Here is a 24798-nt window from a genome sequence, read left to right on the forward strand (position 1 = left end):
AGCATTATTTTTTACAAAATGTCTCTAGCTTATTAGAAATATTAATCGATGCCTTGTTATAATTTTTTCCAATTAAAATTTCGGACCATTTTTTCAGAGATGCAAGTGATTCCCATCCTTTTCTAAAAATAATTTTATCAACGATTTCCTGTTTTCCATTCAACCAAATAACTGCATCAGCATTTGGAATGCTTCGGAAATGTTGATAATTGTAAATTGTTTTTACGGACCAATCATCAACTGTTTTTTCTTCCTGATCATAATTAATAAAAACACAAGGCTTATCGAACATCCCAAAATCAAAAGCCATTGTAGAACCAACATTTACAACAATATCACAATAAAATGCTGTACTTACTAATAACTTGACATCTTCTAGAGTTGGATAAACAGAATTCCATTCTTTAGATTTACTGAAATACCATAAAGGTGGTGCTTGTTTAATTAAATCTTTATACTGACGTACAACACTATCAAATCTTTCTGAAAAATCAACTGGGCATCGTCTCAATAAAATCTGATATTCATGCTGCAAATTTGCCTTCGAAATTTCTTCTGCTATATCTTTTAAATATTTTGGATCATCTGGAGATGTTTTTGTGTCATCGCCCGAAAAACAAATAATTTTTTTATTAGGATCTAGATTATACTTTTCATAAAAAACTTCTTTATCAATTATATTGTCTGAATCGCCATAAAAATCAAATTGAGGAGTTCCTGTAACATGAATCTGCTTTGGTTTTATTTCTGGATAATACAGATTCAGTTCGTTTTTCATATAATCTGACCAAACCAAATAATTATCAGCTCGTAATGCCAAACGTGCCTTTGGTAAATTATCCCAAGAATATATAACGGTGGTTGTGGGAATATTCAAATCTGCTGCAGCGCTAAAAATTGTGGCTGCCTTTAATGCTCTTTGATGAGAACAAAAAACAACCGAAGGTTTGGCTTCTTCTAAAATATCTTTAACCTCTTTATAAAACTTATTTTTGCGGATAGCTTGCTGATATTTTTTTTCAAGCTTTAAAATACTAGAGTAACTTTTACAATATGGAGCTATAATCTGAATTAATTTGTAAAAAATATTTTTCGAAAATGATTTTTGTTCCCACTTCCAGTTTGCTAGCAATGTTGAATTATTAACCTTTGATTCATTGTAATATAATCTTGAAAGACATATCAATTCGCGAAGAAACTTTTCTTTGACAGACTCCTTATAATTTGGGATTATAATATCTTCATTTATCGGAGTATTTTCTTCAATTGCTTTTATAGTTTCTGAATCGAAATTATGGAAGAGAACTAAATCTCCTTGAAAATCTTTAAATACATTGGAATAAAGATAATTCCTTACTCCAACACCATCTGGAAACAATAATAAAACCTTGTCTTTTTTCATTTTATTTTTTTGCGAAAAAATCTTTTAATATCCTTGCTGTAAAAATCTTTGCCCCTGCATCATTCATGTGTCCACAAGTGGAAAAGTATTTATCTTCTACCACTACATTTTCATAGTTATGAATTTCTGGATAGATTTTTTTAACCTTTTCAAAATAATTCATTCCGGCAGTATTTTCACAAATAGGAGTCATTACTGAAATAAAATTTATATGATGTTCTTTGCAAATATTTCTAATTTCTTCATAATATTTGTTCCTATTTAATGGGTTCAAATTGACGATATTATTTTTCATATTGCCATTTTTATGTTTTTCGAGAGGATAATATCCTAAATTATCTTGTGCATTAGTTTTTTTGCCGACAGAAATGAAAAAAAATTCTCTAAATCCAATTTTACTGTCGTATTTGATATATCTATAAAAAGGAACATAATACAGCTCGTTAAAATCTGATTCTTTAGAGAAATGATCTTTTATGATTTCTGAGTTATGAATGTATGGCAAGAATCTAGCAGAAATTCCTTCAGCTTGATGATCATTAGAAAGATTTAAGTCAGCCTCGAGAATAACATTTTTGATTTCGTATTTTCTTTCAATCATTAATTTTAGCATTAATGCTGCCTCAAATAAATGCCCCCCACTCATCCCGTAATTAAATGTTTCCAGTCCTTTATCTTCAAACATTTGAGCCACAAAATGATTGTTTGCTCTTGAAGACCCAAGAATCACAACATCGTACTTCTTAGCATCAGAATTGAAAACTTTCTCAATTTTTCCTCTTTTATTAGATTGCATAAAGGCATAGGTATAGATTCCGTCTAATAAAAATGCTATTAACACAGTCATTAAAACAATTGTACCTGTATAAATTAAAAATTTCTTCATTAAAACTGAAAGTATATAAATTCTTTATAATCTGAGAAAGTTCCAAAAGCCATTATAGCTAAAATGGCTAAGGCTGTTTTTAAGAGGCTCTTTTTTCCTGAAAGCGGTTCTATTTTTGAACGATTATTCCATTCGATTAAAACAAACACTCCAATCATCAATACCAGCTCATAACTATAACGTTCGTTATCGAGATACTGAAAACTAAAATCTTTACTTGTTATAATGCGTTTGAGATATGAAACTGCATCTGATATCGTTCTCGCCCTAAAAAAGACCCATGCTATACAAGTTAATGTGAACGTATATAATATGCTAGCAAATACCTTTACAGAATCAAAATTGAATTTTAATTGAATGGTATCCATGTTGTTTCGATTGCTGTTTGATAAAAGTAAGGGTAGAAAATAAACCGCATTTATAAATCCCCAAGCGATATAGGTCCAGTTTGCACCATGCCAAAAACCACTAACTACAAAAATTATAAAAGTGTTTCTAATTTTCATCCAAAGCCCGCCTTTGCTTCCTCCCAACGGTATGTACAAATAATCTCGAAACCACGAAGAAAGTGAAATATGCCAACGACGCCAGAACTCGGCTATATCTCTTGAAAAATAGGGATAATTGAAGTTTCGCAACAGATCTAAACCAAATAGTTTTGAAACTCCTAAGGCAATATCAGAATACCCTGAAAAATCTCCATAAATTTGAAAAGCAAAATAAATCGCCCCTACCATAAGAGAGAAAGAATTCATTGAAGTGTAATTATCAAAAATGGCATTTGCATAAGGTGCACAAGTATCTGCAATAACCACTTTCTTAACTAACCCCCAGATGATCTGATAAACACCTTCTTTAGCTGTCTGAAAATTGAACTCTCTTTTTACCTTAACTTGCGGCAATAAATGTGTTGCTCTTTCTATAGGTCCAGCGACAAGAAGTGGAAAATAACTCACAAACAACGAATAATCAACAAAATTATACTCCGCTTTTATTCTTTTAAAATAGATATCAATTACATACGAAAGTCCATGAAATGTATAGAACGAAATTCCAACGGGAAGAATAACATTTAGCAGAATAGGACTTGCTTTAAATCCAACTGAAGTCAATAATTCTGCAAAAGAAGAAGCGAAGAAATTATAATATTTAAATACTCCTAAAAAGCCCAAATTCACCGTGATACTAAGCCAAAACCAAAAATTTCGACTTTTCTGAGATTTTCCTTTTTCAATTTGAATTCCAGTATAATAATCTAGAAAGGTTGAAAAAACCAGTAAGAATAAAAATCTCCAGTCCCAGCAAGAGTAAAAATAATAGCTCGCAACAATTAACAATGCATTTTGCGTGCTTTTGTTTTTATTAAAAACAAACCAATACAAGAAGAAAACGATTGGCAGAAAAATAGCAAAAGCTATAGAGTTAAAAAACATAAATATTCTTAAAGTTGGATTGTATTTTTAAAATGCTAAAGTATCTATAAATGCGCGCAAAGCTAATGATTAATTTTTTATAATATTATTAGCTATAAAAACTATAAATCAGAAAAAATATCCCCTTTTAAAAGGAGCTTTTTTACTATAAACTCTTCTGTCATTTCCATAGACTCCTTAGTTGCTCCCGCTATGTGCGGCGTAATAATAACATTAAAATTTTGTTTAGCTAAATCAACCAAGGGATTCAATATTACTTTTTCTTCTTTTAATTCATCTTGCAAAACATCTGATGCAACACCACCAATAGCACCAAGTTTAATTAATCTCGCTATTTCGTTTTCATCCCAAATGCCTCCTCTAGATGTATTGATTAATAATGCTCCTTTTTTTACAAAAGACAATAGTTCTTTATTAATAAAATTTTCATTTTCTAAAGAAAATGGAATGTGTATCGAAATAATATCAGCCCAATTAAACATCTCTTTAGGTGTAGTAAATTTCAAAAATTCACTCTCTACATTTTTAACATCAAAATAGCCAATCTCCATTCCAAAAGTTTTCGCAAAATCAGCAACTTGTACGCCAACTCTCCCTAGGCCCAAAATGCCTATTTTTTTCTCTTTTAGATTCGTATTAATAAACAAATTTCTATTCCATCCTCCATTTTTCACATGTTCAAAGGAACTTGGAATTTTTTTCATTAACGCAAGTAGTAATGCCCATGTATGTTCTGCTGTCGATGGTATACTTTTTAGGAAATCTATTTCACCTTTTAGTGAAATTACTTCACCTCCCAAATTTTCAAAATAATTGACATCTACATGATCAAGTCCTGTTGTTGCAGTTAATATATATTTTAAGTTACTTGCTTGATCTAAAATTTCTTTATCAATTACAAATCTTAACCTTATAAAAATAACATCAACACTAGAAATCTCAAGTTTCAATTCTGCTCGATCTTTTATTTTTACAGACCTTACTTCAAAGGCCTCGTTTAAAATTGCTAATGCTTTTTTACTAAAGTTATCAGATTCAGTTATTAATAATTTCTTTTTTCCAGTCTTCATATAAAAGTGTTGCTAATTTGAAATCTCTTATTGTATCTATATTAACCAACCAATCTGGGTCCATAACATAAGCTAATTTTTTTTCAACCATAAAGTTTTTTTGTGATACAAAAGCTTTAGTTCTAACAGCATAAAAACACCCATTCCTATAGAATACAGGTTTCAAATCTTGTCTTCTCACATTTTCCCCAATGCCAATTAATGGAGTTAATTCATCATTCTCCATCAGATTGTACATTCTTGCCGGATGTATATCATTCATTGGCACTACACTAATTATACCGTCAATTTCTGTTCTATCAATTAACAGATTAACAATATTATTCAAATCAACATAAGTCCTTAATGGTGATGTTGGCTGTAATAAAACTATAAGATCAAAATCTTCATCATATTCTTTGATTATATGCTCTACAGTTTCTACAACATTGCTATTATCTTCAGCTAAATGAGCAGGCCTATTCAGGACATCAATATCATATTGTTTGCCAATAGCAGCAATTTTTTCATCATCAGTTGACAGCACAATTTTAGACACACAGTTAGACTGAACAGCACATTCTATTGCGTGCGCAACTAATGGTTTCCCTCCTAATTCTTTAATATTTTTCCCTGGTACTCCTTTCGAACCTCCTCGGGCTGGAATCACTGCTAGAACTTTCATGTTAATACATTATTGTTTTGTGAAATTGCAAAGGGACTTTTGTTAATAATTCTGCTATTTTGATGCCTGCTTTTCCATCTCCATAAATCGGAGATGAAACAATTTTTCCTTTCTGAACAGAATCTACAATGGCTTTTTCTATCTCTTCTTGCGAGTAATCAACATCTACACTATTTCCTCCTCGATCTCTTCTGTTTTGACGAGAGCCAATATTTACTACAGGAACTCCTAAATAAGCACACTCACGTATTCCCACGCTAGAATTTCCTATCAGGCAATCGCTATGCATTAACAACTGCAAAAAATCTTTACCTTCCATATTCTTAAAAAAATGAACATTTGGCAAGTGATGTTGTTCTCTAAAAGCACGAATTCCTGTTGACGTTCCATCTGCTCCTGCATCTACATTTGGCCAAAACCATAATGTAGGTTTATCTAATTTGTACACCGCTTCAAGCGTAGCTTCTACATGTTTTCTAGAATCCTTATATTCCGTTGTTACAGGATGCTGCATGACCACCAAATAGCCTTTAGATAAATCAGGTTTTGCTCCTACGCCACCGTATTTTTCGTAAGGATCAAATGAAAGTTTTTTGCTATTTCTTATTTCTGAGGCTAAGTCAATTGATGGGCATCCTGTATTAAAAACCATTTTATTATCTTCTCCAAGCTTTATAACCCTTTCCTTAGCACTTTCTGAAGCAACAAAATGATAATCCGCTAATTTTGTTATGGCATGACGCACTTTTTCATCTATATTTCCTGTCACTTCGCCACCTTGAATATGCGCAAGAGGTATATTCATGTACGATGCAGCAATAGCGGTTGCCATTGTTTCAAATCTATCAGCAACAGTTACAACGATATCTGGTTTTAGATTATCAAAGACGGTAGATAGCTCCAAAATTCCTATTCCAGTAGTCTTAGCCGCTGCGGTTAGGTTTTCTCCTTCCAACACATTAAAAACTTTAGCAGCAATCACAAAACCATCTTTTTCGATATAATTTACTGCGCTACCATAACGATCTAACAAAGCTGATGCTGCAATAATTAATTGCAACTCCAAATCAGGATGTTCTTGAATCGCAGACAATACTGTTTTTACGCGACTATAAGATGGACGTGCCGTAATCACAACAGCTATTTTTCTTTTTTGCATTTTTAATTATTATATTTTAGCAAAGCGAGATAAAAAAGAATTTTAAGTTTACTAAGGAATCTAGTTTCAAAAAAGATCCTTTTCATTTAAGAAATCCCACTGCTTTAAATCTTTATTTAAGGTTTTTCCAATTACATCTTGAAATCGCAAAGCATCTATTCCAAAACCTTTTGGTTTTTTGGACTCCAAATCACCAAAAGTCAAAATATGATTTTTAGGCAGATCTTTATTTACAGCCAATGATTTCTCAAAAATTTGTTTTAACGAAGAAAAATTTTGATTATCGTTTTTATCAATAGGATTAGAAATTGCGCTCGCAATATTTCTTACTGCCGACACTAATTCTTTTGTTTCGGAAATAGTTAATGAAGATTTTGAATCTGGTCCAAAAATTGCCCTATCAAAAACGACATGAAATTCCAAAATACTTGCTCCTAAAGAAGTCGCAGCTATACATGTTTCTATTTTTGCTGAATGATCAGAAAAACCAATGGGCACATTATAGCGTTTTTTCAATTCTTCAATTACGTTTAATCCGTATTGTTCAGGTTTGGTTGGATATGAAGTAGTACATTGGAGAATGGAAAACTCCACATTTCTTTCTTTTAAAAATTCAACAGTTTTGTCTAGTTCCCCAAATGAACTCATTCCTGATGATAAAATTAGAGGTTTTCTTGTATGCGCAATTTTTTCTAAAATCAGAAAATTATTAACCTCTCCAGAACCTATTTTGTATTGTTCAACTCCAAGTTCTTCTAACCAATCAACTGCCAAATTACTAAAAGGAGAACAAATAAATTTTAAACCTACCTCATCACAATGTTTTTTTATGCCTCTCCATTGTTCTAAGGAAAACCCCATTCGTTTCCAATAATCGAATCTTGATTGATCCTCCAATGAAAATTTTACCCGAAAAGGTTCATGCTCACTACTTTCAGCTTCAGCAATATGCATCTGAAATTTCACAGCATCAATACCTGTTTGAGCCAAAGCATCTATATATGAATGTAGAATTCCAAGGCTACCTTCATGCGCCTGACCTATTTCGGCAATAATAAATGGTTGCAAATTTGATTTCACCTTATTGTTTTCTGTTTTTATGGATGGATTCATTCTTCCAATCTATTTTCATGTTTAAAATGACACCTTGACAATTGATATTGCCATTGATTGTCCAATAATTATTTACTTGCTAATCTTAGTCTTGCTTTTTCAATGATTTCATTCATTCCAATATTCCATTTTTCCGAAGAATACAAATCATTAGGGATTTCTGGAGTCACAAATTTTCCTGCTAAAAAATCATTTATTGCATCGACCCATTCCGAAACAAAATGTGGATTTTCTATTAATTTACCTAATTTCCCATATTGCAAAACTTCGGGTACCCCTCCCATTGCCGATGCTATACAATAATTACCACAGTGCAAGGCTTCAATTAAACTAAGCCCAAAACCTTCCTGACAAAGTGTTGAAAAAAGATAACAGTCTGATGCTTTAAGGTAATTTGATAATTCATCATTTGGCATTCTTCCTAAAAACTTGACGCCCTCAATTTCGTCCTTTCTCTCACATCCTATAACTAGCAGAACTATATTCTTTTGAGAATTATAGATATTTGCCCATGCTTCTAAAATAATGTGCAATCCTTTCTTCGGCCGATCTTGTGAGCACCAAATAAAGACTTTTTTATTCTCTACATGAATTTTTTTTCTTAGGTCTTCTCTTTCAACAATAGATGCTTTTTTAAACTTTGTAGTATCTATACCGTTATGAAGAACAGAAAAATGGCAGGGTAAAACATTTATTTTTTTTTTGTGTTCCTTATAACTATCATAAGTTAAAACGGTCAATTCATTTATAACATCATAAAAATTAATTCCTGAATTTGATTTAATGTATGGAGAAAATCCATGATAAAAAAAATGGATATAACAATTGGTTAAAACTTTTTTAGAAACCAAATAATCATGAACAGGCTCCACCATTCCATAATTATCAATAATCTGAATTATGTATTTCTCATTTGGTTGAATAATCTTAGCTAAAGCCCTAAGATATTGCTGATTTTTACGCTTAAATACTCTTTGCTGCAATTTGTCCAGAAAAGTTTCCTGAACAAAATAATATTGTATAGAATTATTTTTTTTGCTTGTTTCAGGGCAAACAATATAATCTAATTTATGGTCATTTTCCAGATAATTGTTATACAATGCTGGCCAACTTCCTATTTTTGAATAAGGAAGAGCCACTTGAGATATTAGAATAACTTTTATTGACTCATTCATTTTTATTAATATTTTGCAGCTTCCTTGCTTGAAAGTCCTTTATATTTTATACAATACCTCCAAATCTTCTTTTGTGCAATGATCCTTGAAAATATTGTGTTTTTTATAAAAAATTCAAATTTTGAGGTTCTAATATTTTTCAAAATAATTGGTTTCTCATCAACATAATTATTTGATTTTAAAGCACCTAAAACTTCTTTCATCCATTGTTCTTCTACATTTCCTAAATGATATGCAAAATTATCTTCTGTAGAAAGTCTCCACATTCCTTTTCTAATGACTGGTAAATCTAACAATTTCTTTTCGCTTTCTCCTCCAAGGACGAAATCTGAATATTTCAAATTATTTTTTTCAAAAGCTTCTTTTCTATAAGTCGTAACAAAGTGTCCTGCTCCAACTACTGCTCTACTATTTTTATTAGAAACCGTAAGGTATTTTTCGAGATGTGCCTCATTATAAAATCTAGAATTCCCAACACTTTCAGCAAACGCTTTTAAGGCCTTTGGGTTTTTAACTTTTGAAAAATAAAGCGATTTTGAAAAAAATAACTCGAACCAAATATTAGATGTATAATTTTTGAGAGAACGTGAAGAAGGAGTTGGACAAACCGCTCCGGTTTTAGGAAAATTTTCAAAAACCTTATAGGTTTCTTCCTGCCAATCATTTAAAAAAAGAACATCACTATCAGACACCGTTATAAGAGAAAAATCATGACCCGAAATACCTTTTAAGACAGCATTAAGTTTTCCGATATTAGAAGTATGAATAATTTCATGTATCTTTCCAATTCGGTACAATTCATCTAGATAATCAACTACATCTCTGCAACTTCCATTATTAACTAAAGTTATAAATGTTCTAGAATGGGCTGTCTTCAATAAAGATTCCAAACAATATTTTAGAATCTGAAAACTTTCTCTAAAATATCCATTAAAATTTGGTATATAAATAGGGATAATTACCTGATGAAAAAAATAGTTCGGCTCTCGCTGTTTATCTTTATTTGGGTTAAAATCTATTCGCATCAGTTCTCGATTAACTCTCTACAATTAACCTTAAAGTAAATTAATTGATATCCTTTTCCAAAAAATGAAACCAGTAAAAAACCAACTAGAATTTTAATTTTATGAAAAATAGAAATACGACTTTTTTTTAAAAGAAAAAACAATTGGCTAAAATCATGGCAACATTCAATTATAGATCTTTTATTTATTTTTTGAATTTCATAAAATAAATTAAGCTGTCGAGATAATAAATAATCATAAATTAGATTTTCATCTTTTATCTTAATTTTTTTTATTTCTAATTCCACTTTTTTAAAGAATCTTACTTTTGAATATAAAGTAGGAAGAAGATTTTTTTTGTCTTGAGTTATACTCATATTACCTCTTCTAACTTTATAAAGAATATCATCTGAATAATAATATTTTGGTCTTAAAATTATAACTCTAAAATGAAAATCTGACTCATCACTATTTGACAGCTCTTCATCAAATAATAAATTATTGCACCTTAAAAATTCCTTTCTCCATAAAGGCGCCGCAGTTAAAAAAAAATGATTTTTGAAAAGATACGAGCTAATAGGATTATCAGAAGCATTTCTATTTGCTTTATTAATATATGTTTTATCAGTTCCCTCTATAAAAGTCTCAGATAAACAAACACAAAAATCTAGGTTTTTATTTTGCTCTAAATAATTGCATTGCTTTTGTAAGAAATCAGGAAGCATAATATCATCACTATCGAACCATTTTATGAATTCTCCACTACTCATTTCAAAACCGTAATTTCTGCACGAATTAGCTCCTTTTTTCTTTTCAGGTGGTCTATTATAAAATTTAAATCTTGAATCTTTTAAATAAGGAATTAAAACCTCAGAAATATTATCTTCACTACCATCATCAACTATGATACATTCCCAATTTTTATAGGTTTGTCCTAATACACTATTTAGAGTTTCTACTAGTACATCTACTCGATTATAAGTAGGAATTATTATTGAAATTTTATTATGACTGTTTAACTGCATAAATCATTCCAGATACTGGGGTTAAATAATTATTAAAAACCGTAAAGTTATTTCTAATCAAAATCGAATTAATTTCATCTGCTCCTTTATCATGCCATTCAATCATAAATATACTTATATGGTTTAATATTTCACCCTTCATCATATTTTCAAAAATTTCATATTCTGCACCTTCACAATCCATTTTAACAACAAAACTCACATCATGATTCGATTTTATAATTGGCATTAAAATTTTTGAAACATCTTTTAAGACAACTTTCGTCAGTACCTTATTTGCTAAATCATTTTGGCCTTGACGCAAACCACTTCTACCTTTTCTTTCATTATCAAATACAAAAACCACCTCTTTATCTTCTCCCGCTAATCCAAAGTTGTATGAAGTAATTTTATTGCTCTGCAATGGATTAAGCTGAAAATTCTTTTTGGCTTGGACATAAGTTTCTTCAACAGGTTCAAATGAATAAATTTGCTTAATATATTCTTTTTTAGAGAAAAAGAGTGTTGATAAACCAACATTTGCTCCTATATCAAACAAAATCACATCTTTATGTGTAAAAAATTCATAATCCAAAGAAATATACACTTCATTTAAAATAAAAAATTCTTCTCGCGTATGAATTATAAACTTCTGATTATCAAAAAAAACCAAAAAACCATCATTTATTCTTTCTATTTTAAATTCTGGAAATTTAATTTTTAAGTTCTTTATAGAGTCATATGAATCTACAAGTAATTCATAATTGACAACTAAATTACAAAAAGAACTTAAATGCTTTATTCTTCTTTTTCTTTCTCTGTTTTTATTTTGAATTTTGAAGCCTAGTTTATTAGCTAGCCCATAAATCGATTTTCTCATAGTAATTCAAATAGCATTATTTATTTTTTAATTTTGTTAAAAAAAACAACGATTATTAGGCTTTTAAAATTAGTCCATCTTAAAAACCAAAAAGTATCAAGTTCAAAAAGGATTTTAAGTGATAAAAAACAATGCTGTTTAATATGATTTATTTGCTTAATACATATTTTACTTAAAAGTTTCTTATAGATAGTATTCGAAATTTTATTCTTCTTTTTTTGCTTTAATAAAATTTCTTTTAAATAAAGATCTAGTTTGTAATATTTCTTCTTATCAGATGATATGTTTTTAGAATGAACCCTATATTTTACTAGTGGCTCATCTATATAATAAAATTTAGTTTCAAAAGAACATCTAGTCCAATATTCAGTATCTTCTCCTGCAGGTGGCATCTTTTCATTAAAATATCCAACCTTCTCAATAATGCTTCTTTTAATTAGTGGTGTAGATGACATTATAGTCCAATTACCTATCATTTTCATTCGAACGTCACCATGCTTTATGTCAATTGATCCTGGTCTCCCTATAATTTTATCTTGTACAATACCATACTCGTTTATTACCTGACAATAAGAATGAACTAATCCAAAATCTGGATTAGTTTCTAATATTTTAACTTGTATTCCTAGTTTTTGAGGAAGCCATAAGTCATCATCATCAACAAAGGCAATATATTTTCCAGAAGCCTTTTGAATACCTGTATTTCTTGGAGCAGCTGGTCCTCCAGTATTTTTTATTTTATAATAACGTACTTTATCAAATTTTGAACAAATAATTTCATTTTCGTTGTTTGGTGTACCATCATCTACAACAATTATTTCAAAGTCCTGATAAGTTTGTCTTACAATACTTTCCAATGTTAAAGCCAAATATTTAGCTCTGTTATATGTTGGAATAATTACCGATACAGTTGGCATAAAGATTTTATTATTTTTTTTATGAAAATTTTACAGCTTGAATTCACATAATAATAAGTAATCTCTCGCTGATTAAAACCTTCTATTTTTTTTAATGCATTCATTGAAAATGTAGAATTTTGGACAAAATAATAAATTACAGCTTTTAACTTTTCTTTTGAAACCCTAAAATAATTACTATAAAAAATAATCTCATCAAATAATACCTGTTTATAAAGTAATTGATTTTTTGTAGTAGTTGATCCTTCGTGTCTTCTAAAAAAATTTAATTTTTTGTTTAAAAAACTAAAATCTTTATTTTTTACTAAATAAGACCATAAAAAAAGATCTGACAATTGTTTTTGCTGAAATATTTCAATCGGAATTTCAGTTAAAGGTTTTCTAAAAACAACACTACTTCCATTTGTTATTAATGGATTTAGAGGCATTGAATTTAATAAAATTTTATTGTTAAAGATTCCAAATTCTTCTATAGCTACTTTTAAAACTGATGTTCTTTTGGAGCTATCATATAGATATTCTTTGTTTTTATCAACATAATTAGAATCACAAAATGCTAAAGCAATCTGCGGATTATTTTCTAAAACATTTATCATTTTATCCAGAAAATTAATACTCGAATAATCATCCGTTTCTGCTATCCAAATATATTCGGTATCAGCCAATTCAATTCCCTTCTGCCAGGAGAAATAACCACTTCCTGAATTTTTCTCATTAACAATAAAGTATTTTACCTTAAAATCGGTATTTTGCCCAAGAAAACTTGAAATTATCGGAACACTATCATCCGTAGATTGATCATCAATTATAATTGCTTCCCAATTTTTGTAAGTTTGATTATGTATGCTTTTTAATCTTTCTAGCAAAAATTCACTATGATTATAACTTGGTAATATTATCGAAACTTTAACCATTAACTTTAAATTTCATTTTTAATGTATCGATTTTTAATTTCAATATTTGATAATTTAATTTATCAAAAGGGCTATAAGCAATGTTGAATATCCATAAATTAGAAGGTACCATTTTATTATCTAGACACAATTCTAAAAATTTTTTTAATGCCAAGGATGCTAAGTTCTTATTTTTATGATCAATACTTTTTGGCAGTTTTTTTTTATACAAATCATGAAATTTAATAACTCCATTTATAAAATCTAGATTTGTATTTCCAATGGAAAAATGTTCTATTAAAATCTGATCGGTTACTACAATATGATGCCCTACATCTAAAACGTCAATGCTAATACCTAAATCGTAACAATGAAAACCTATAATTTCTTCATTAAAATGAACTCCTATACTTTTTTTAAGAGCTATAAAAACTCCGTCAATTGCTACAACTTTTTCGACATGATTTTCATTAAAACCTAGTTTAAAATGACTCGTTGGTTTATGTGGATAATGCTGAATCAAATTAATATTTAAAAAATCTTCTTTCGTATGCCAAAATGCGCTCGGGTATTTGCTTTTATACTTTGTTCCAGCAACTCCCATCAATCCAATTTTTGGGTTTAAATTAAATATATTCACAAGAATTTTTCCCCAATTTATAGTGTGAAAAAGGACATCTTCATGAACAAAAACCAAATATTCATATTTTGACTTATTAATTCCTATATTATAAGCTTTAGTTATTGATAAGTTCTTTATAGAATTATCGATTCTTATAATTTCATAAGCAATTACTCCTATTGTTTCTTTAATACTTTTTTGTATTTGAGAAAACAGATTAAGATCTTTGGAACATATAATTATTGAAATCATATTCTTTTTAATAGAAATAATTACAGATTAGGAGTTTTCATTTTTTGAATATACCGAAACTTATTATATTAATCATAAGCTGATATTCTCTTAAACGATTCAAAATTTTGACTTCAAATGTTACCCAAAAAGCTTTAATTAAACAAGCTGTGATTCATATGTTTCTAGGAAATCAAATATCTCAGGGCACATTTTATCTGGAGTAAAATTTGAAAAATTTTGTTGATTTATAAGACCATCTTGATATTTCATCTCCGGATTGTTTAGATAATACTCAACTTTGTTCGCCATTTTTTCAACTTCAAGATAAGGAACTACAAAACCTCCTCCATTTTTTATAATTTCTGCTATGCCGGTGGCTTTATCAAAACAGATTATTGGTTTATTTAGCATTGCAACCTCTATACATACTAAAGGAAAAGGATCTTCTCTAGACGGCATTAAAAATACATCACACTTCTTTAAATAATCATGAGGATTAGGTACTTCTCCAATAAAATCTACAAAATCTTCTAATCCCATTTTTTTTATATCAGCCTCAATAACTAATCTATCTGCCAAACTTAATTTACCAATCCAGATAAATTTTATCGTTCTGTTGTGTTTTTTCGAATGGATAAGTCTTGCAACCTGTAAAAATAAATCTGTGCCTTTCCTCCAATCTACATATCCGCATCCGCATACAATGAATTCTTCGGAATTATTTTTTTTTATCGGAATAGCATTTACAATTTTTGAAAACTCATATACTCTTTTTATTTTCTGAGTTTCAACATCCCATTTTTCAGACAACTCATTTTTTACTAAATCTGAAACTGCAATGAATTTATCTACATTATCTTTTAATTTCTTAAAGTTGGGCAATATCTGCTTTATAACTGTACTTAATTCATGAATATGCAGTACCAATTCTGAATTCGAATTTTCTTTTAATTTAGATGCTATTCCTAACGCACCAACAGTGTTAGCATAGATTATATCGTAATCTTCTTTTTTAATCTTTTTTAAAAGCATTTTATTCAAATGCTTATCAACTCTCACTTTCATAAATAGCGGAAGCTGATTTTGAAAAATCAATTTGCTGTTTAAATCGTTGATACTGTAATATTTTTTTACAAGACTTTTAAAATCGACTGACAGTTTCCCTTCATTTAACACTAGTAAATCAATTTGATAATCCTCATGATTTCGTTTTAGCCATTGCATGAAATATAATAAAACTAATGGAGCTCCTGATAATGAATTCTGGTGTGAAATAAATAATATCTTTTTCATTATCTAAGTTTCTTTTTTAATCTAACAAGGATTCTTTTTAAAAGACTCTTATTATTATTTCTTAATTGTTTTAATTCTTGAATTTCTGGCAAATGGCATCTCATCTCATAAATAATAGCGTTTTTAATTTCTTCATCAAATTTTAGCTTTGTGTAAAAATTGAAAGATTGATAGATATATACCATGCCAATAACTTTAGAATATTCTCTATGTGTATTTGAGACTCCTCCTTGATGAAGCCTGTATACAGACATTACTTCATCTATATATTTTATGTTCCCTCTAAGTGATAGTAACAACAATAATGGAATATCTCCACTTTGACAATTTACAAACCAATCAGGAAAAACAAAATCAGAATAATTTCTAAAAACAATCGAAGCAGTAGGAATAAACCATTGATGCAGAATATCTTTGGTATCAAACTCTAATTTGCCTAATTCTTCTAACATTACCCTCTCATTGTTTTCACTCTTAATGATACTATTATGAAAACATAAACTAAAGTGAGGATTGGAAGACAAAAAACTAATTTGCTTTTGCAGTTTTAAAGGATCAACCCAATAATCATCGCCTTCACAAAGGGCAATATAATCCCCTTTACAAGCTTTGAGTGCCTGTAAAAAGTTAACCATCATGCCTACATTTTGATCATGTTTTATATATTTAATCCATGAGCCTCTTTCGTGGTTTTTAATTATATCTTGAATTATTTTATCTGTATTATCAGGAGAGCAATCATTAAATAATATTATTTCAATTTCAAAATCAGAGTTTTGCATCAATACCCCTTCTATTGCTTCACGAATATATTTTTCGTGGCCATAAGTAATCATACAAACGCTTATAATAGAAGATTTATTCATTTTAGTTTCTGTCTTAAAACACCTATACCAATTAGTGATAGGACAAACTTTATCCAAATACTTAAATTCATTTTTTTCTTAAAGACGTTCCATTTACAATATTTAAAAGTATCTAAAATTAAAATATTTTTTAATAGATGAATAGTATCTAGGCAGCTATTAACAACGAAAGCCTTGTTAATTAATATCCTATTTGTATTACAAATTGAATCAGATAACCAAGCTCTATTTAAATTATTTCTTTGAACAAAACTTTTTCTACAGAAATAGGAATCTTGTAAAGTAAAAATAAATTTATCAATGGTCATGGGATGGCTCGCACTCCCATCTAAAATTCTATAAACACAAGAAACTTCATTCAAATAATATAATTTTGAGATATAAATTGTTTCTAATAGTATTCTTGTATCTCCTATTACTTTCCCTTTTAATTCTTCTCTTAACGTCTCTAATACTGTATCTAATATTTTTTTTCTAAAAACTGTAGAAGCAAATTCAATAAATTTACTTTTTAACATTTCAGGAATTATCTGATTTGGATTTTTTATATCCTTATAAGGAAATTCTAAGTATTCTCCAGTTTTCTCGATGTAGTGTTTAGCATTTGAATAAACTAAACCTCCATCTTCATTATTTTCTAAAATGTCGACTTGCTTTTGTAATTTATCTTTTGTTATCCAATAATCATCCCCTTCGCACATAGCAACATATTTTCCTGTACATTGCTCTAAAGAAAAAAATAAATTAGGCATTATTCCTAGATTAATTTCATGTTTAAAATATTTTATTCTTGATTTTTTAGGATAATTTTTTACGATATCTTGAACCACCTCGTCAGTCATATCCGGAGAACAATCATTAGAAATAATTAGCTCAACCTCAAAATCACACTCTTGCATTAATACTCCTTCTATAGCCTGACGAATATATTTTTCATGACCATAAGTGATCATACAAACACTAACTTTAAAATCAGAATGCATAATTTAAAAATTAAGGGAGGGCAATTCTTTAATAATTTTACCTGGAATCCCAACCACTATACTATTATCTGGAATATCTTTTGTAACGACCGCTCCAGCTCCTACAATAACATTTGTGCCGATATTGAGATCTGGAAGTATTGTAGAATTTGCTCCTACCTGACAATAATCTGAAATTTTAGAGCGTCCTAAAATTGTAGCACCAGGTGATATTTCGACAAAGTCTCCAATAATACAATCATGAGTTACAACTGAATTATAGTATAATATAACTCCCATTCCTATTGTAACACTATTTGAAATAGTCGATCCTGCTAAAATATTAGATCCTACTCCAACATTTATATCATAATTTCCAATATTTGATTTAGTGCTAATAGTAGAAGTAAAAACCCCTCCTAAATCCTTAAAAACTTGATAAAGTTTTTTTCTTAACAATGGATTTCCAATACCTAAAGTAAATCTATTATCAATTTTTTTTAAATAATTCGAGGCCTCTTCACGATTCCTTAAAATTGGAAATCTATTAAACAAAATATTATCTACAGACTCGCTGATATCATCATAAAATACTAAATTATCAATTTCATCTGATTCATTTACGACTTCCAAAACTTCTTTCGCAAAACCTTTTGCTCCAATAATTAACATAAATGAGTATTTATTAGTAAAACAATTTTTTCTAATTCTTCTACTTTTAGACCTACATAAAGTGGCAAACACATAATTCGTGAGGCGACACTTTCAGAAATAGGCATTTCAGCACCCTTTGTATATTGAATTGTGTTCAATGATGGATAGAAATATCTTCGGGGAAAAATATTGCGATTATTAAATTCTTTTTGAAGATCAAGTAAATCTTGTTCTGTTTCAAAAATAATTGGGTAATAACTATAATTCCATTCTGTATTTTTCCTAATTTTCAAAGATGAGACTTTGGAGAAATTAATGTTTAAATTATAAAATTCAACTATTTTTTTCCTTTCATCAATTATATTATTCATATAGGGGAAAACCGCAAGTCCCATAGCCGCCTGAAGTTCTGATATTTTTCCGTTAATTCCTAAACCGTGAAAAGCTAATGGCCCATTATGTCCAAAATTATGCGAATAATATAATTTATGTCTCAACTCGATATCATTTGCAAACATTGCTCCCCCTTCTCCTGTATGAAATAATTTTGTAGCGTGAAAACTACAGGTACTTACATCTCCAAATTCAAAAATAGATCTATCATTGTATTTTACTCCAAAACAATGCGCTGCATCATAAATAACCCATAAATTGTATTTTTTAGCAATGGCCTCTATAGCCTCAATATTGCAAGGATTTCCAAAAACATGAGTTGCTACTATCGCGGTTGTTCTTGTGGTAATTGCTTCTTCTATTTTAGTTTCGTCAATTGTAAAATACTCTGGATGTATGTCTACAAAAACAGGTTTACAATTTTCCCACACAATTGATGATGTAGTAGCAACATAACTAAATGGTGTGGTAATTATTTCTCCTTTTTGGCCTAATAGTTTTATTGCAATTTGCAATGGAATTGTACCATTATTTGTAATAATAATATTTGAAACCTCTAAACTTTTTTTTAATTTTTCTTCAAGTTCTAATACTAATTCGCCTCTATTGGTTAGCCATTCATTATCCCAAACACGTTGTATTATTCTATTATAATCTTCTAGAGGTGGAAGAAAAGTTTTTGTTACATTTATCATTTTTTAGCTATCTCGCTCTTTATTAAGGTAATTCTTGGGCTCATTTGAATTTCATTAGAATAAATCTCTCGAAATTTTTGCCTCCCCTTTTGGGAAATGCCATACAATTTCTGGGGATTTTCAATCAATTCTACAATATGTTTCATAATAGATTCGGAGGTACTATCTATTATGATTAAATCTTCATTCTGAATAAAAAGACTGTTTTGTTTAAGTTCATCGGCAATCAGAACCACAACCCCATTTAAAGCTGCTTCAACAACAGTACCTAACGGAAACCCATCAAAACCACCTTTGCCTAACTTAAATGCCTTGTTTGGCGATACTAAAACATCCATTGTTTGGTAAATTCCTCCTAAAGCTTCAAAATTTTGATATCCATAAAATTTTGTCTTATTTTCTATATCAGAAACATCAATATCACTTTCGCTAAAACCCCCAATTATATGAAATTTAACAAAATCATACCTTAGGGCAATCATTTTCGCAAATTCAATAAATACATCGTAACCTTTATCTTTACCTGTGGGAGTATATTTGGCTGCACAAAAACAAATGTCGAATGTTTTTTTATTTATTAAATAACTTTTTTTGTTTACTAAATCTTTGATCATTGAAATCTGAGGCACAACACATCCAAAAATAAATTTTATACTTTCTGCCTTACATATATTCTTTTTTAGTAAATAATCATAAGTTATTTGCTGCGTCACAATAACTTTACGAAACATTGGTGATTCACAAACTTTTTTTAATTCATTATCACTTTTGCTTTCTTCTAATTCGAATCCTCCACCAGGATACAAAGTAAATATAAAAGGTATTTTGTGTTTTTCTAACCATGATAGATTTCTTGATATGTTATGAAGAAACACACAATAAAAAACTTTTGCATTAATATTTAAAAATCCCTTTCTAAGTTTTACTTTATTCTTTAGCTTAAATTGAGACTCGAATTCTTTTATATGTTTTTTATGCTCTACAACTGGTGTATTTATAAACCTATATGCAGTTGGTAAAACAACAATCTTAGATTTCTTTAAACAATTTAATAAAAAAGTAAATTCTTCAAGTCTAAAACCAGAAATGGGATGCGGAAAAATATCATCAAAGATTAATAAATCATTTTTTTTTAGCCCTTTATAGAGAACAAAATAGTCTTTATAAAAAAAGATTTTAATTATATTAAAAAGATCTTTTAATTTATGCTCGGCAATTTTTTTGAGATTCATTTTAGAAATCGATTTGCTTGTTTTCCCATTTTAAATATGGTCTTACTATACCACTCCAGTGACCAAAATAATCTTTTCTATAAAGACCTTGTTCATCAATATCAATTGAAACGATTTTATCTAATTGTGAAATGATCTCAAAATTATTTCCTACTAAAATTACTGAGAAGAAGTATTTCCCTTTATTTAGGAAATTTGCAGGAATTACACATACACTTTTATAAGTGCCTTTCTCTAAAGGAATTCTTTCTAAATTTGGAGATGCTAAAATATAAGTATCATTATCATCGAAAATTGAAATAGAACAATTAACAATATAATTATCAAAAATATTAACAAACTCTATTTCAACATTTATTTTGTTTTCTATATAAAAAAAATGACTATCTGATGTAAGTTTTACGCTTTTAATCCTTGCATTTGAATTACCCGGAGCTTCCTCAATATCCCAACTCACTTCCCTCACTAAATCAATTATATCGGAATTATATACAATTAAAGCATCATCAATATTTCCTTCAAATTTTATACTTCCATGTTCTAAAACTATCCCTCTAGTACATAAACTTTTAACCGCAGCCATATTATGACTGACAAACAAAACCGTTCTCCCTTCACCTCTCGAAATATCCTGCATCTTACCAATTGCCTTTTTTTGAAATTCAGCATCTCCGACTGCTAGAACCTCATCTACAACTAAAATTTCAGGTTCTAAAAAAGCAGCTACCGCAAATGCTAAACGAACTGTCATTCCAGAGCTATATCTTTTTACAGGAGTCTCTATATAACGCTCACAGCCAGAAAACTCAATAATTTCATCAAGTTTGGATGTAATTTCTTTTTTGGTCATTCCTAAAATGGCTCCATTTAGAAAAATATTTTCTCTTCCGGTCATTTCACCATTAAACCCTGTCCCCACTTCTAATAATGAAGCTATGCGTCCACGAGATTTTATACTACCCGTTGTAGGAGCGGTTACTTTCGAAAGAATTTTTAAAAGTGTAGATTTTCCCGCACCATTTTTACCGATAATACCTAAAACTTCTCCACGCTCTACTTCAAAATTAATATCCTGCAAGGCCCATACATAATCTGAATCTCCTTTTTTAGAACGATCGTTTACATCACCAATCTTTAAATATGGATTTTCTTTCCCACGAATTTTGTACCACCATCTATTTAAATCATGTTTCAAAGTTCCTGTGCCAACCTCTCCTAGACGATATTGCTTTGAAATGTTTTCGGCTTTTAATATTATATCCTTCATTTATACAGTATCTATAAAGCTTTTTTCTGTTCTATTAAAAACCAATAATCCACCAAAGAAAACAATCAATGTAACTATTGCTGTATATAATAAACCTAATAATGATATGCTGCCAATATTCAAAAGCATATAACGAGAAGTTTCTATTACATAAGCTAAGGGATTATATTGGACAATCCAACCAAATTTTGGAAGCTTCTCTTTTATCAATTCCATCGGATACATTACAGCAGAAATATACATTAATAGCTGTACTCCAAATCCAACTAAATTATTTAAATCTCTATATTTTGTAACCATTGAAGAAATCATCATCCCCAAACCTAACCCCAAAATTCCCATAAATGCAATTAAGACAGGAAAAAAAAGCAATGATACATTTAAACTTAAATCTGCTCCTTGCCAAAAAAAGAAAATGTAGAAAACAACAAATATGCAAAATTGAATTCCAAATTTAATCAAGTTTGAAATCACTATAGATAAAGGTGTGATAATTCTAGGAAAGTACACTTTTCCAAATATTCCAGCATTAGATTTAAATGTATCGGAAGTTCCATTTAGACAAGCAGTAAAATAATTCCAAACCATAATTCCTGCAAGATTAAATAAAAATGGCGGAATAAGGCCAGTCTTAATTCCTGCAACATTGTTAAATATTATAGTAAAGGTTATAGAAGTAAACAAAGGCTGAATTAGGTACCAAAGTGGCCCTAAAACTGTCTGCTTATATACCGTAATTATGTCTCTTTTTACAAAGAGCATCAATAAATCTCTATACTGCCAAATCTCTTTAAAATTCAGGGAGAAAAATTTATTCTTGGGTGTTATTTCAAACAGCCAGTCATTTGTGTTTTTAGAATCCATTGAAACGAACTTAAAAATCGTTTGTTAAAAAATTAACAAGATTTTTAACATTTTGTAATTTGTTTAAAAATGCCAAAAGGCGTTTAAAAAAACACCTTTTGATTATATTTGAATTTATATTTTTATCTCTATACTATTTGTCTAAAATCTCGAAAGTAGAATTCATGCTCTTAAATTCTGGAACAATTTTTTTCATCTTAGCGACGATATCGTCATTTTCATAAAAATCAGCAATGCCAATTAATTCGTCAACATCATTATGAAGGGTTTCATACTCATCCTGAATTTCTTGAGCAATCATAATCTTATTATGATATGTTGGAAGAGTTTTAGAAGTATCATTTAGTAATTCTTCATAAAGCTTTTCACCTGGTCTCAGACCAACGATTTTTATCTTAATTTCTTTATCTGGAATAAAACCTGCAAGTTTTATCATTTTTCGAGCCAAATCAATAATTCTAACGGGTTTACCCATATCAAAAATATAAATCTCGCCACCATTACCCATTGCACCTGCTTCTAATACAAGCTGACAAGCCTCTGGAATAGTCATAAAGTAACGAATTATATCTTGATGTGTAATGGTTACTGGTCCACCTTCTGCAATTTGCTTAGTAAACAACGGAACAACTGAACCATTTGAGCCTAAAACGTTTCCAAAGCGAGTAGTGATAAATTTTGTTCCTCCTTCTACGTTTTCTCTTTGATTTTTCAAGAATAAAGATTGCACATATTTTTCAGCGATTCGCTTACTTGCTCCCATTACATTGCTTGGATTCACAGCTTTATCCGTAGAAACCATTACAAATTTCTTTACATGATATTTGCAAGCTAAATCAGCAAGGTTCTTGGTTCCTTTTATATTGGTTTGGATTGCCTGAGCAGGATTTTCTTCCATCAGAGGCACGTGTTTATATGCCGCTGCATGGAAAACAACATGCGGATTATAGCTTTTAAAAACTTTATCCAATGCTTTTTTACTTCTCACATCTGCAATTACAGCTACAATCTTTGTACTGAAATTCATTGATTGAGTTTCTAAGCATAAATTGTGCAAAGGTGTCTCTGCATGATCTAAAACAATAACATTTTTAGGATTAAAATTTAGAACCTGCCTTACAATCTCACTTCCGATTGAACCGGCTGCACCAGTAATTAAAATTGTTTTATCTTTTAATTGCTTAGAAATTGATTTACTATCTAGAACTATAGGTTTTCTTTCAAGTAAATCTTCAATTTGTATGTTTTTTACTTTCTGAGAAATCTCTTTTTGGTTTTCCCAATCGGAAATCAAGGGAACTGTATATACCCGATAATTAAATTCTAAACACTGATCAACAATAATAAGCTGTTCATCCTTAGTCAAGCTTTTATCTGCAATAATTACTCCCTCTGCAGCAACAGATCTCATTAGCGCAGGAAGTTTTTTTCTTAAAATTAAAATCGGAAGATCCAGCATACGCTTTGATGCATTCTGATTATTCTTATCAACAAATCCTACAATTTTAAATCTGGAAGGCGTTTCAAATTTTAAAGCATTTGCAACAGAAATTGCATTTGCATCTGTACCGTAAATAACTGTTCTTACAAGCTTAGTAGTCGCTTTTTCTGAAAAGTACATCTCGAATGTCTGTTTTACAATAACGCGATATAAAAACAGCCCACAAAAAGACAAAACTAAGTTGATAAAAAGAGCTGTATTTAAAAATGCTTTATGCCCGGTATAAAGTTCAAAGATTAAATTTATAAATAGAAAGAAGACCAAAACCGACATTTGAGAAAAAAGCAGTTTTATAGCATCAATATAAGATGAATGTCTGATAATTCCGGAATAGGTTCTAAAGAGCCAAAAGAAAAAAACATTGACAGTTATTAAACTAGCTACAAAATAAAAATCATGAGATGTTATAATATATCCTATCGCTGTACCGTCAAAAAGCAAATACGTAAAAGAAAATGAAAAAAACAAGACCATTACATCAATAGCAATAATAATCCATCTTGGCAGATAGCTTAAATTATTGATGTTTGCTCTAAGATTTCTTGGAGAAAAGGTCTTATATAACAAAGAGGTTATGTTATTTGGTTTTTCTGTATTCAATTTAGCATTTTTTAA

General features: G+C 29.6%; 23 protein-coding genes. All 23 read right to left on the minus strand.

Translation table 11 applies throughout. The annotated features are described in order from the left end of the window. Positions 1-4: 4 nt before the first annotated feature. Positions 5-1402: a CDP-glycerol glycerophosphotransferase family protein gene (locus N4T20_RS01445; RefSeq protein ID WP_260671383.1), complete on the minus strand. Its 1398-nt coding sequence runs from the start codon at positions 1400-1402 to the stop codon at positions 5-7. A gap of 1 nt (position 1403) precedes the next feature. Continuing rightward, positions 1404-2288, minus strand: a complete 885-nt coding sequence (locus N4T20_RS01450) for a hypothetical protein (RefSeq protein WP_260671384.1) — start codon at positions 2286-2288, stop codon at positions 1404-1406. Beyond that, complete coding sequence (locus tag N4T20_RS01455) at positions 2288-3721, minus strand: MBOAT family O-acyltransferase (protein WP_260671385.1); 1434 nt, start codon at positions 3719-3721, stop codon at positions 2288-2290. Before N4T20_RS01455 ends, N4T20_RS01450 begins: the two co-directional genes overlap by 1 nt. 101 nt (positions 3722-3822) lie before the next feature. Beyond that, the gene (locus tag N4T20_RS01460) at positions 3823-4791 is read right to left on the minus strand and encodes an NAD(P)-dependent oxidoreductase (protein WP_260671386.1); all 969 of its coding nucleotides are present in this window, start codon (positions 4789-4791) and stop codon (positions 3823-3825) included. Beyond that, positions 4757-5455, minus strand: coding sequence for a cytidylyltransferase domain-containing protein (locus N4T20_RS01465; protein ID WP_260671387.1), 699 nt, complete (start codon positions 5453-5455; stop codon positions 4757-4759). The genes N4T20_RS01460 and N4T20_RS01465 overlap by 35 nt, the downstream gene beginning before the upstream one ends. Position 5456: 1 nt before the next feature. Beyond that, a complete protein-coding gene (neuC, locus tag N4T20_RS01470) occupies positions 5457-6614 on the minus strand; it encodes a UDP-N-acetylglucosamine 2-epimerase (protein WP_260671388.1) in 1158 nt (385 codons plus the stop codon). A gap of 66 nt (positions 6615-6680) precedes the next feature. Continuing rightward, entirely contained in the window at positions 6681-7727 is a 1047-nt protein-coding gene (locus tag N4T20_RS01475) for an N-acetylneuraminate synthase family protein (RefSeq protein ID WP_260671389.1), read from the minus strand. 68 nt (positions 7728-7795) lie between these two features. Continuing rightward, positions 7796-8902: a glycosyltransferase family 4 protein gene (locus N4T20_RS01480; protein WP_260671390.1), complete on the minus strand. Its 1107-nt coding sequence runs from the start codon at positions 8900-8902 to the stop codon at positions 7796-7798. Between the two features lie 5 nt (positions 8903-8907). After that, a complete protein-coding gene (locus N4T20_RS01485; RefSeq protein WP_260671391.1) occupies positions 8908-9927 on the minus strand; it encodes a glycosyltransferase family A protein in 1020 nt (339 codons plus the stop codon). Further along, on the minus strand, positions 9927-10931 hold the full coding sequence (locus tag N4T20_RS01490) for a glycosyltransferase family 2 protein (RefSeq protein WP_260671392.1): 1005 nt from the start codon (positions 10929-10931) through the stop codon (positions 9927-9929). The genes N4T20_RS01485 and N4T20_RS01490 overlap by 1 nt, the downstream gene beginning before the upstream one ends. Then, the gene (locus tag N4T20_RS01495) at positions 10912-11790 is read right to left on the minus strand and encodes an FkbM family methyltransferase (RefSeq protein ID WP_260671393.1); all 879 of its coding nucleotides are present in this window, start codon (positions 11788-11790) and stop codon (positions 10912-10914) included. Before N4T20_RS01495 ends, N4T20_RS01490 begins: the two co-directional genes overlap by 20 nt. A gap of 20 nt (positions 11791-11810) precedes the next feature. Beyond that, positions 11811-12707: a glycosyltransferase family 2 protein gene (locus N4T20_RS01500; RefSeq protein WP_260671394.1), complete on the minus strand. Its 897-nt coding sequence runs from the start codon at positions 12705-12707 to the stop codon at positions 11811-11813. Beyond that, positions 12689-13621 (minus strand): glycosyltransferase family 2 protein, encoded by a 933-nt coding sequence (locus tag N4T20_RS01505; protein WP_260671395.1) that lies wholly within the window; start codon positions 13619-13621, stop codon positions 12689-12691. Before N4T20_RS01505 ends, N4T20_RS01500 begins: the two co-directional genes overlap by 19 nt. Continuing rightward, positions 13614-14474: a glycosyltransferase family protein gene (locus N4T20_RS01510; protein ID WP_260671396.1), complete on the minus strand. Its 861-nt coding sequence runs from the start codon at positions 14472-14474 to the stop codon at positions 13614-13616. The genes N4T20_RS01505 and N4T20_RS01510 overlap by 8 nt, the downstream gene beginning before the upstream one ends. A 138-nt stretch (positions 14475-14612) precedes the next feature. Further along, positions 14613-15749, minus strand: coding sequence for a glycosyltransferase family 4 protein (locus tag N4T20_RS01515; RefSeq protein ID WP_260671397.1), 1137 nt, complete (start codon positions 15747-15749; stop codon positions 14613-14615). Beyond that, entirely contained in the window at positions 15749-16615 is an 867-nt protein-coding gene (locus N4T20_RS01520; protein ID WP_260671398.1) for a glycosyltransferase, read from the minus strand. The genes N4T20_RS01515 and N4T20_RS01520 overlap by 1 nt, the downstream gene beginning before the upstream one ends. Continuing rightward, complete coding sequence (locus N4T20_RS01525) at positions 16612-17598, minus strand: glycosyltransferase family 2 protein (RefSeq protein ID WP_260671399.1); 987 nt, start codon at positions 17596-17598, stop codon at positions 16612-16614. Before N4T20_RS01525 ends, N4T20_RS01520 begins: the two co-directional genes overlap by 4 nt. Before the next feature lie 3 nt (positions 17599-17601). Beyond that, on the minus strand, positions 17602-18249 hold the full coding sequence (locus N4T20_RS01530; RefSeq protein WP_260671400.1) for an acetyltransferase: 648 nt from the start codon (positions 18247-18249) through the stop codon (positions 17602-17604). Continuing rightward, on the minus strand, positions 18243-19319 hold the full coding sequence (locus tag N4T20_RS01535) for a DegT/DnrJ/EryC1/StrS aminotransferase family protein (RefSeq protein ID WP_260671401.1): 1077 nt from the start codon (positions 19317-19319) through the stop codon (positions 18243-18245). Before N4T20_RS01535 ends, N4T20_RS01530 begins: the two co-directional genes overlap by 7 nt. Beyond that, the gene (locus N4T20_RS01540) at positions 19316-20551 is read right to left on the minus strand and encodes a glycosyltransferase (RefSeq protein ID WP_260671402.1); all 1236 of its coding nucleotides are present in this window, start codon (positions 20549-20551) and stop codon (positions 19316-19318) included. The genes N4T20_RS01535 and N4T20_RS01540 overlap by 4 nt, the downstream gene beginning before the upstream one ends. Position 20552: 1 nt before the next feature. After that, positions 20553-21818, minus strand: a complete 1266-nt coding sequence (locus N4T20_RS01545) for an ABC transporter ATP-binding protein (RefSeq protein ID WP_260671403.1) — start codon at positions 21816-21818, stop codon at positions 20553-20555. Beyond that, a complete protein-coding gene (locus N4T20_RS01550) occupies positions 21819-22682 on the minus strand; it encodes an ABC transporter permease (protein WP_260671404.1) in 864 nt (287 codons plus the stop codon). A 133-nt stretch (positions 22683-22815) separates the two neighbouring features. Continuing rightward, entirely contained in the window at positions 22816-24759 is a 1944-nt protein-coding gene (locus tag N4T20_RS01555; RefSeq protein ID WP_409559631.1) for a polysaccharide biosynthesis protein, read from the minus strand. Positions 24760-24798 lie beyond the last annotated feature (39 nt).

Origin of the sequence: Flavobacterium sp. TR2 (assembly GCF_025252405.1) — a bacterium.
Classification (GTDB): domain Bacteria; phylum Bacteroidota; class Bacteroidia; order Flavobacteriales; family Flavobacteriaceae; genus Flavobacterium.

Excerpts from the sequence above, each read along its gene's own strand:
- N4T20_RS01445 (WP_260671383.1), bottom strand. The coding sequence starts at position 1,402 with ATGAAAAAAGACAAGGTTTTATTATTGTTTCCAGATGGTGTTGGAGTA.
- N4T20_RS01450 (WP_260671384.1), bottom strand. The coding sequence starts at position 2,288 with ATGAAGAAATTTTTAATTTATACAGGTACAATTGTTTTAATGACTGTG.
- N4T20_RS01455 (WP_260671385.1), bottom strand. The coding sequence starts at position 3,721 with ATGTTTTTTAACTCTATAGCTTTTGCTATTTTTCTGCCAATCGTTTTC.
- N4T20_RS01460 (WP_260671386.1), bottom strand. The coding sequence starts at position 4,791 with ATGAAGACTGGAAAAAAGAAATTATTAATAACTGAATCTGATAACTTT.
- N4T20_RS01465 (WP_260671387.1), bottom strand. The coding sequence starts at position 5,455 with ATGAAAGTTCTAGCAGTGATTCCAGCCCGAGGAGGTTCGAAAGGAGTA.
- neuC (WP_260671388.1), bottom strand. The coding sequence starts at position 6,614 with ATGCAAAAAAGAAAAATAGCTGTTGTGATTACGGCACGTCCATCTTAT.
- N4T20_RS01475 (WP_260671389.1), bottom strand. The coding sequence starts at position 7,727 with ATGAATCCATCCATAAAAACAGAAAACAATAAGGTGAAATCAAATTTG.
- N4T20_RS01480 (WP_260671390.1), bottom strand. The coding sequence starts at position 8,902 with ATGAATGAGTCAATAAAAGTTATTCTAATATCTCAAGTGGCTCTTCCT.
- N4T20_RS01485 (WP_260671391.1), bottom strand. The coding sequence starts at position 9,927 with ATGCGAATAGATTTTAACCCAAATAAAGATAAACAGCGAGAGCCGAAC.
- N4T20_RS01490 (WP_260671392.1), bottom strand. The coding sequence starts at position 10,931 with ATGCAGTTAAACAGTCATAATAAAATTTCAATAATAATTCCTACTTAT.
- N4T20_RS01495 (WP_260671393.1), bottom strand. The coding sequence starts at position 11,790 with ATGAGAAAATCGATTTATGGGCTAGCTAATAAACTAGGCTTCAAAATT.
- N4T20_RS01500 (WP_260671394.1), bottom strand. The coding sequence starts at position 12,707 with ATGCCAACTGTATCGGTAATTATTCCAACATATAACAGAGCTAAATAT.
- N4T20_RS01505 (WP_260671395.1), bottom strand. The coding sequence starts at position 13,621 with ATGGTTAAAGTTTCGATAATATTACCAAGTTATAATCATAGTGAATTT.
- N4T20_RS01510 (WP_260671396.1), bottom strand. The coding sequence starts at position 14,474 with ATGATTTCAATAATTATATGTTCCAAAGATCTTAATCTGTTTTCTCAA.
- N4T20_RS01515 (WP_260671397.1), bottom strand. The coding sequence starts at position 15,749 with ATGAAAAAGATATTATTTATTTCACACCAGAATTCATTATCAGGAGCT.
- N4T20_RS01520 (WP_260671398.1), bottom strand. The coding sequence starts at position 16,615 with ATGAATAAATCTTCTATTATAAGCGTTTGTATGATTACTTATGGCCAC.
- N4T20_RS01525 (WP_260671399.1), bottom strand. The coding sequence starts at position 17,598 with ATGCATTCTGATTTTAAAGTTAGTGTTTGTATGATCACTTATGGTCAT.
- N4T20_RS01530 (WP_260671400.1), bottom strand. The coding sequence starts at position 18,249 with ATGTTAATTATTGGAGCAAAAGGTTTTGCGAAAGAAGTTTTGGAAGTC.
- N4T20_RS01535 (WP_260671401.1), bottom strand. The coding sequence starts at position 19,319 with ATGATAAATGTAACAAAAACTTTTCTTCCACCTCTAGAAGATTATAAT.
- N4T20_RS01540 (WP_260671402.1), bottom strand. The coding sequence starts at position 20,551 with ATGAATCTCAAAAAAATTGCCGAGCATAAATTAAAAGATCTTTTTAAT.
- N4T20_RS01545 (WP_260671403.1), bottom strand. The coding sequence starts at position 21,818 with ATGAAGGATATAATATTAAAAGCCGAAAACATTTCAAAGCAATATCGT.
- N4T20_RS01550 (WP_260671404.1), bottom strand. The coding sequence starts at position 22,682 with ATGGATTCTAAAAACACAAATGACTGGCTGTTTGAAATAACACCCAAG.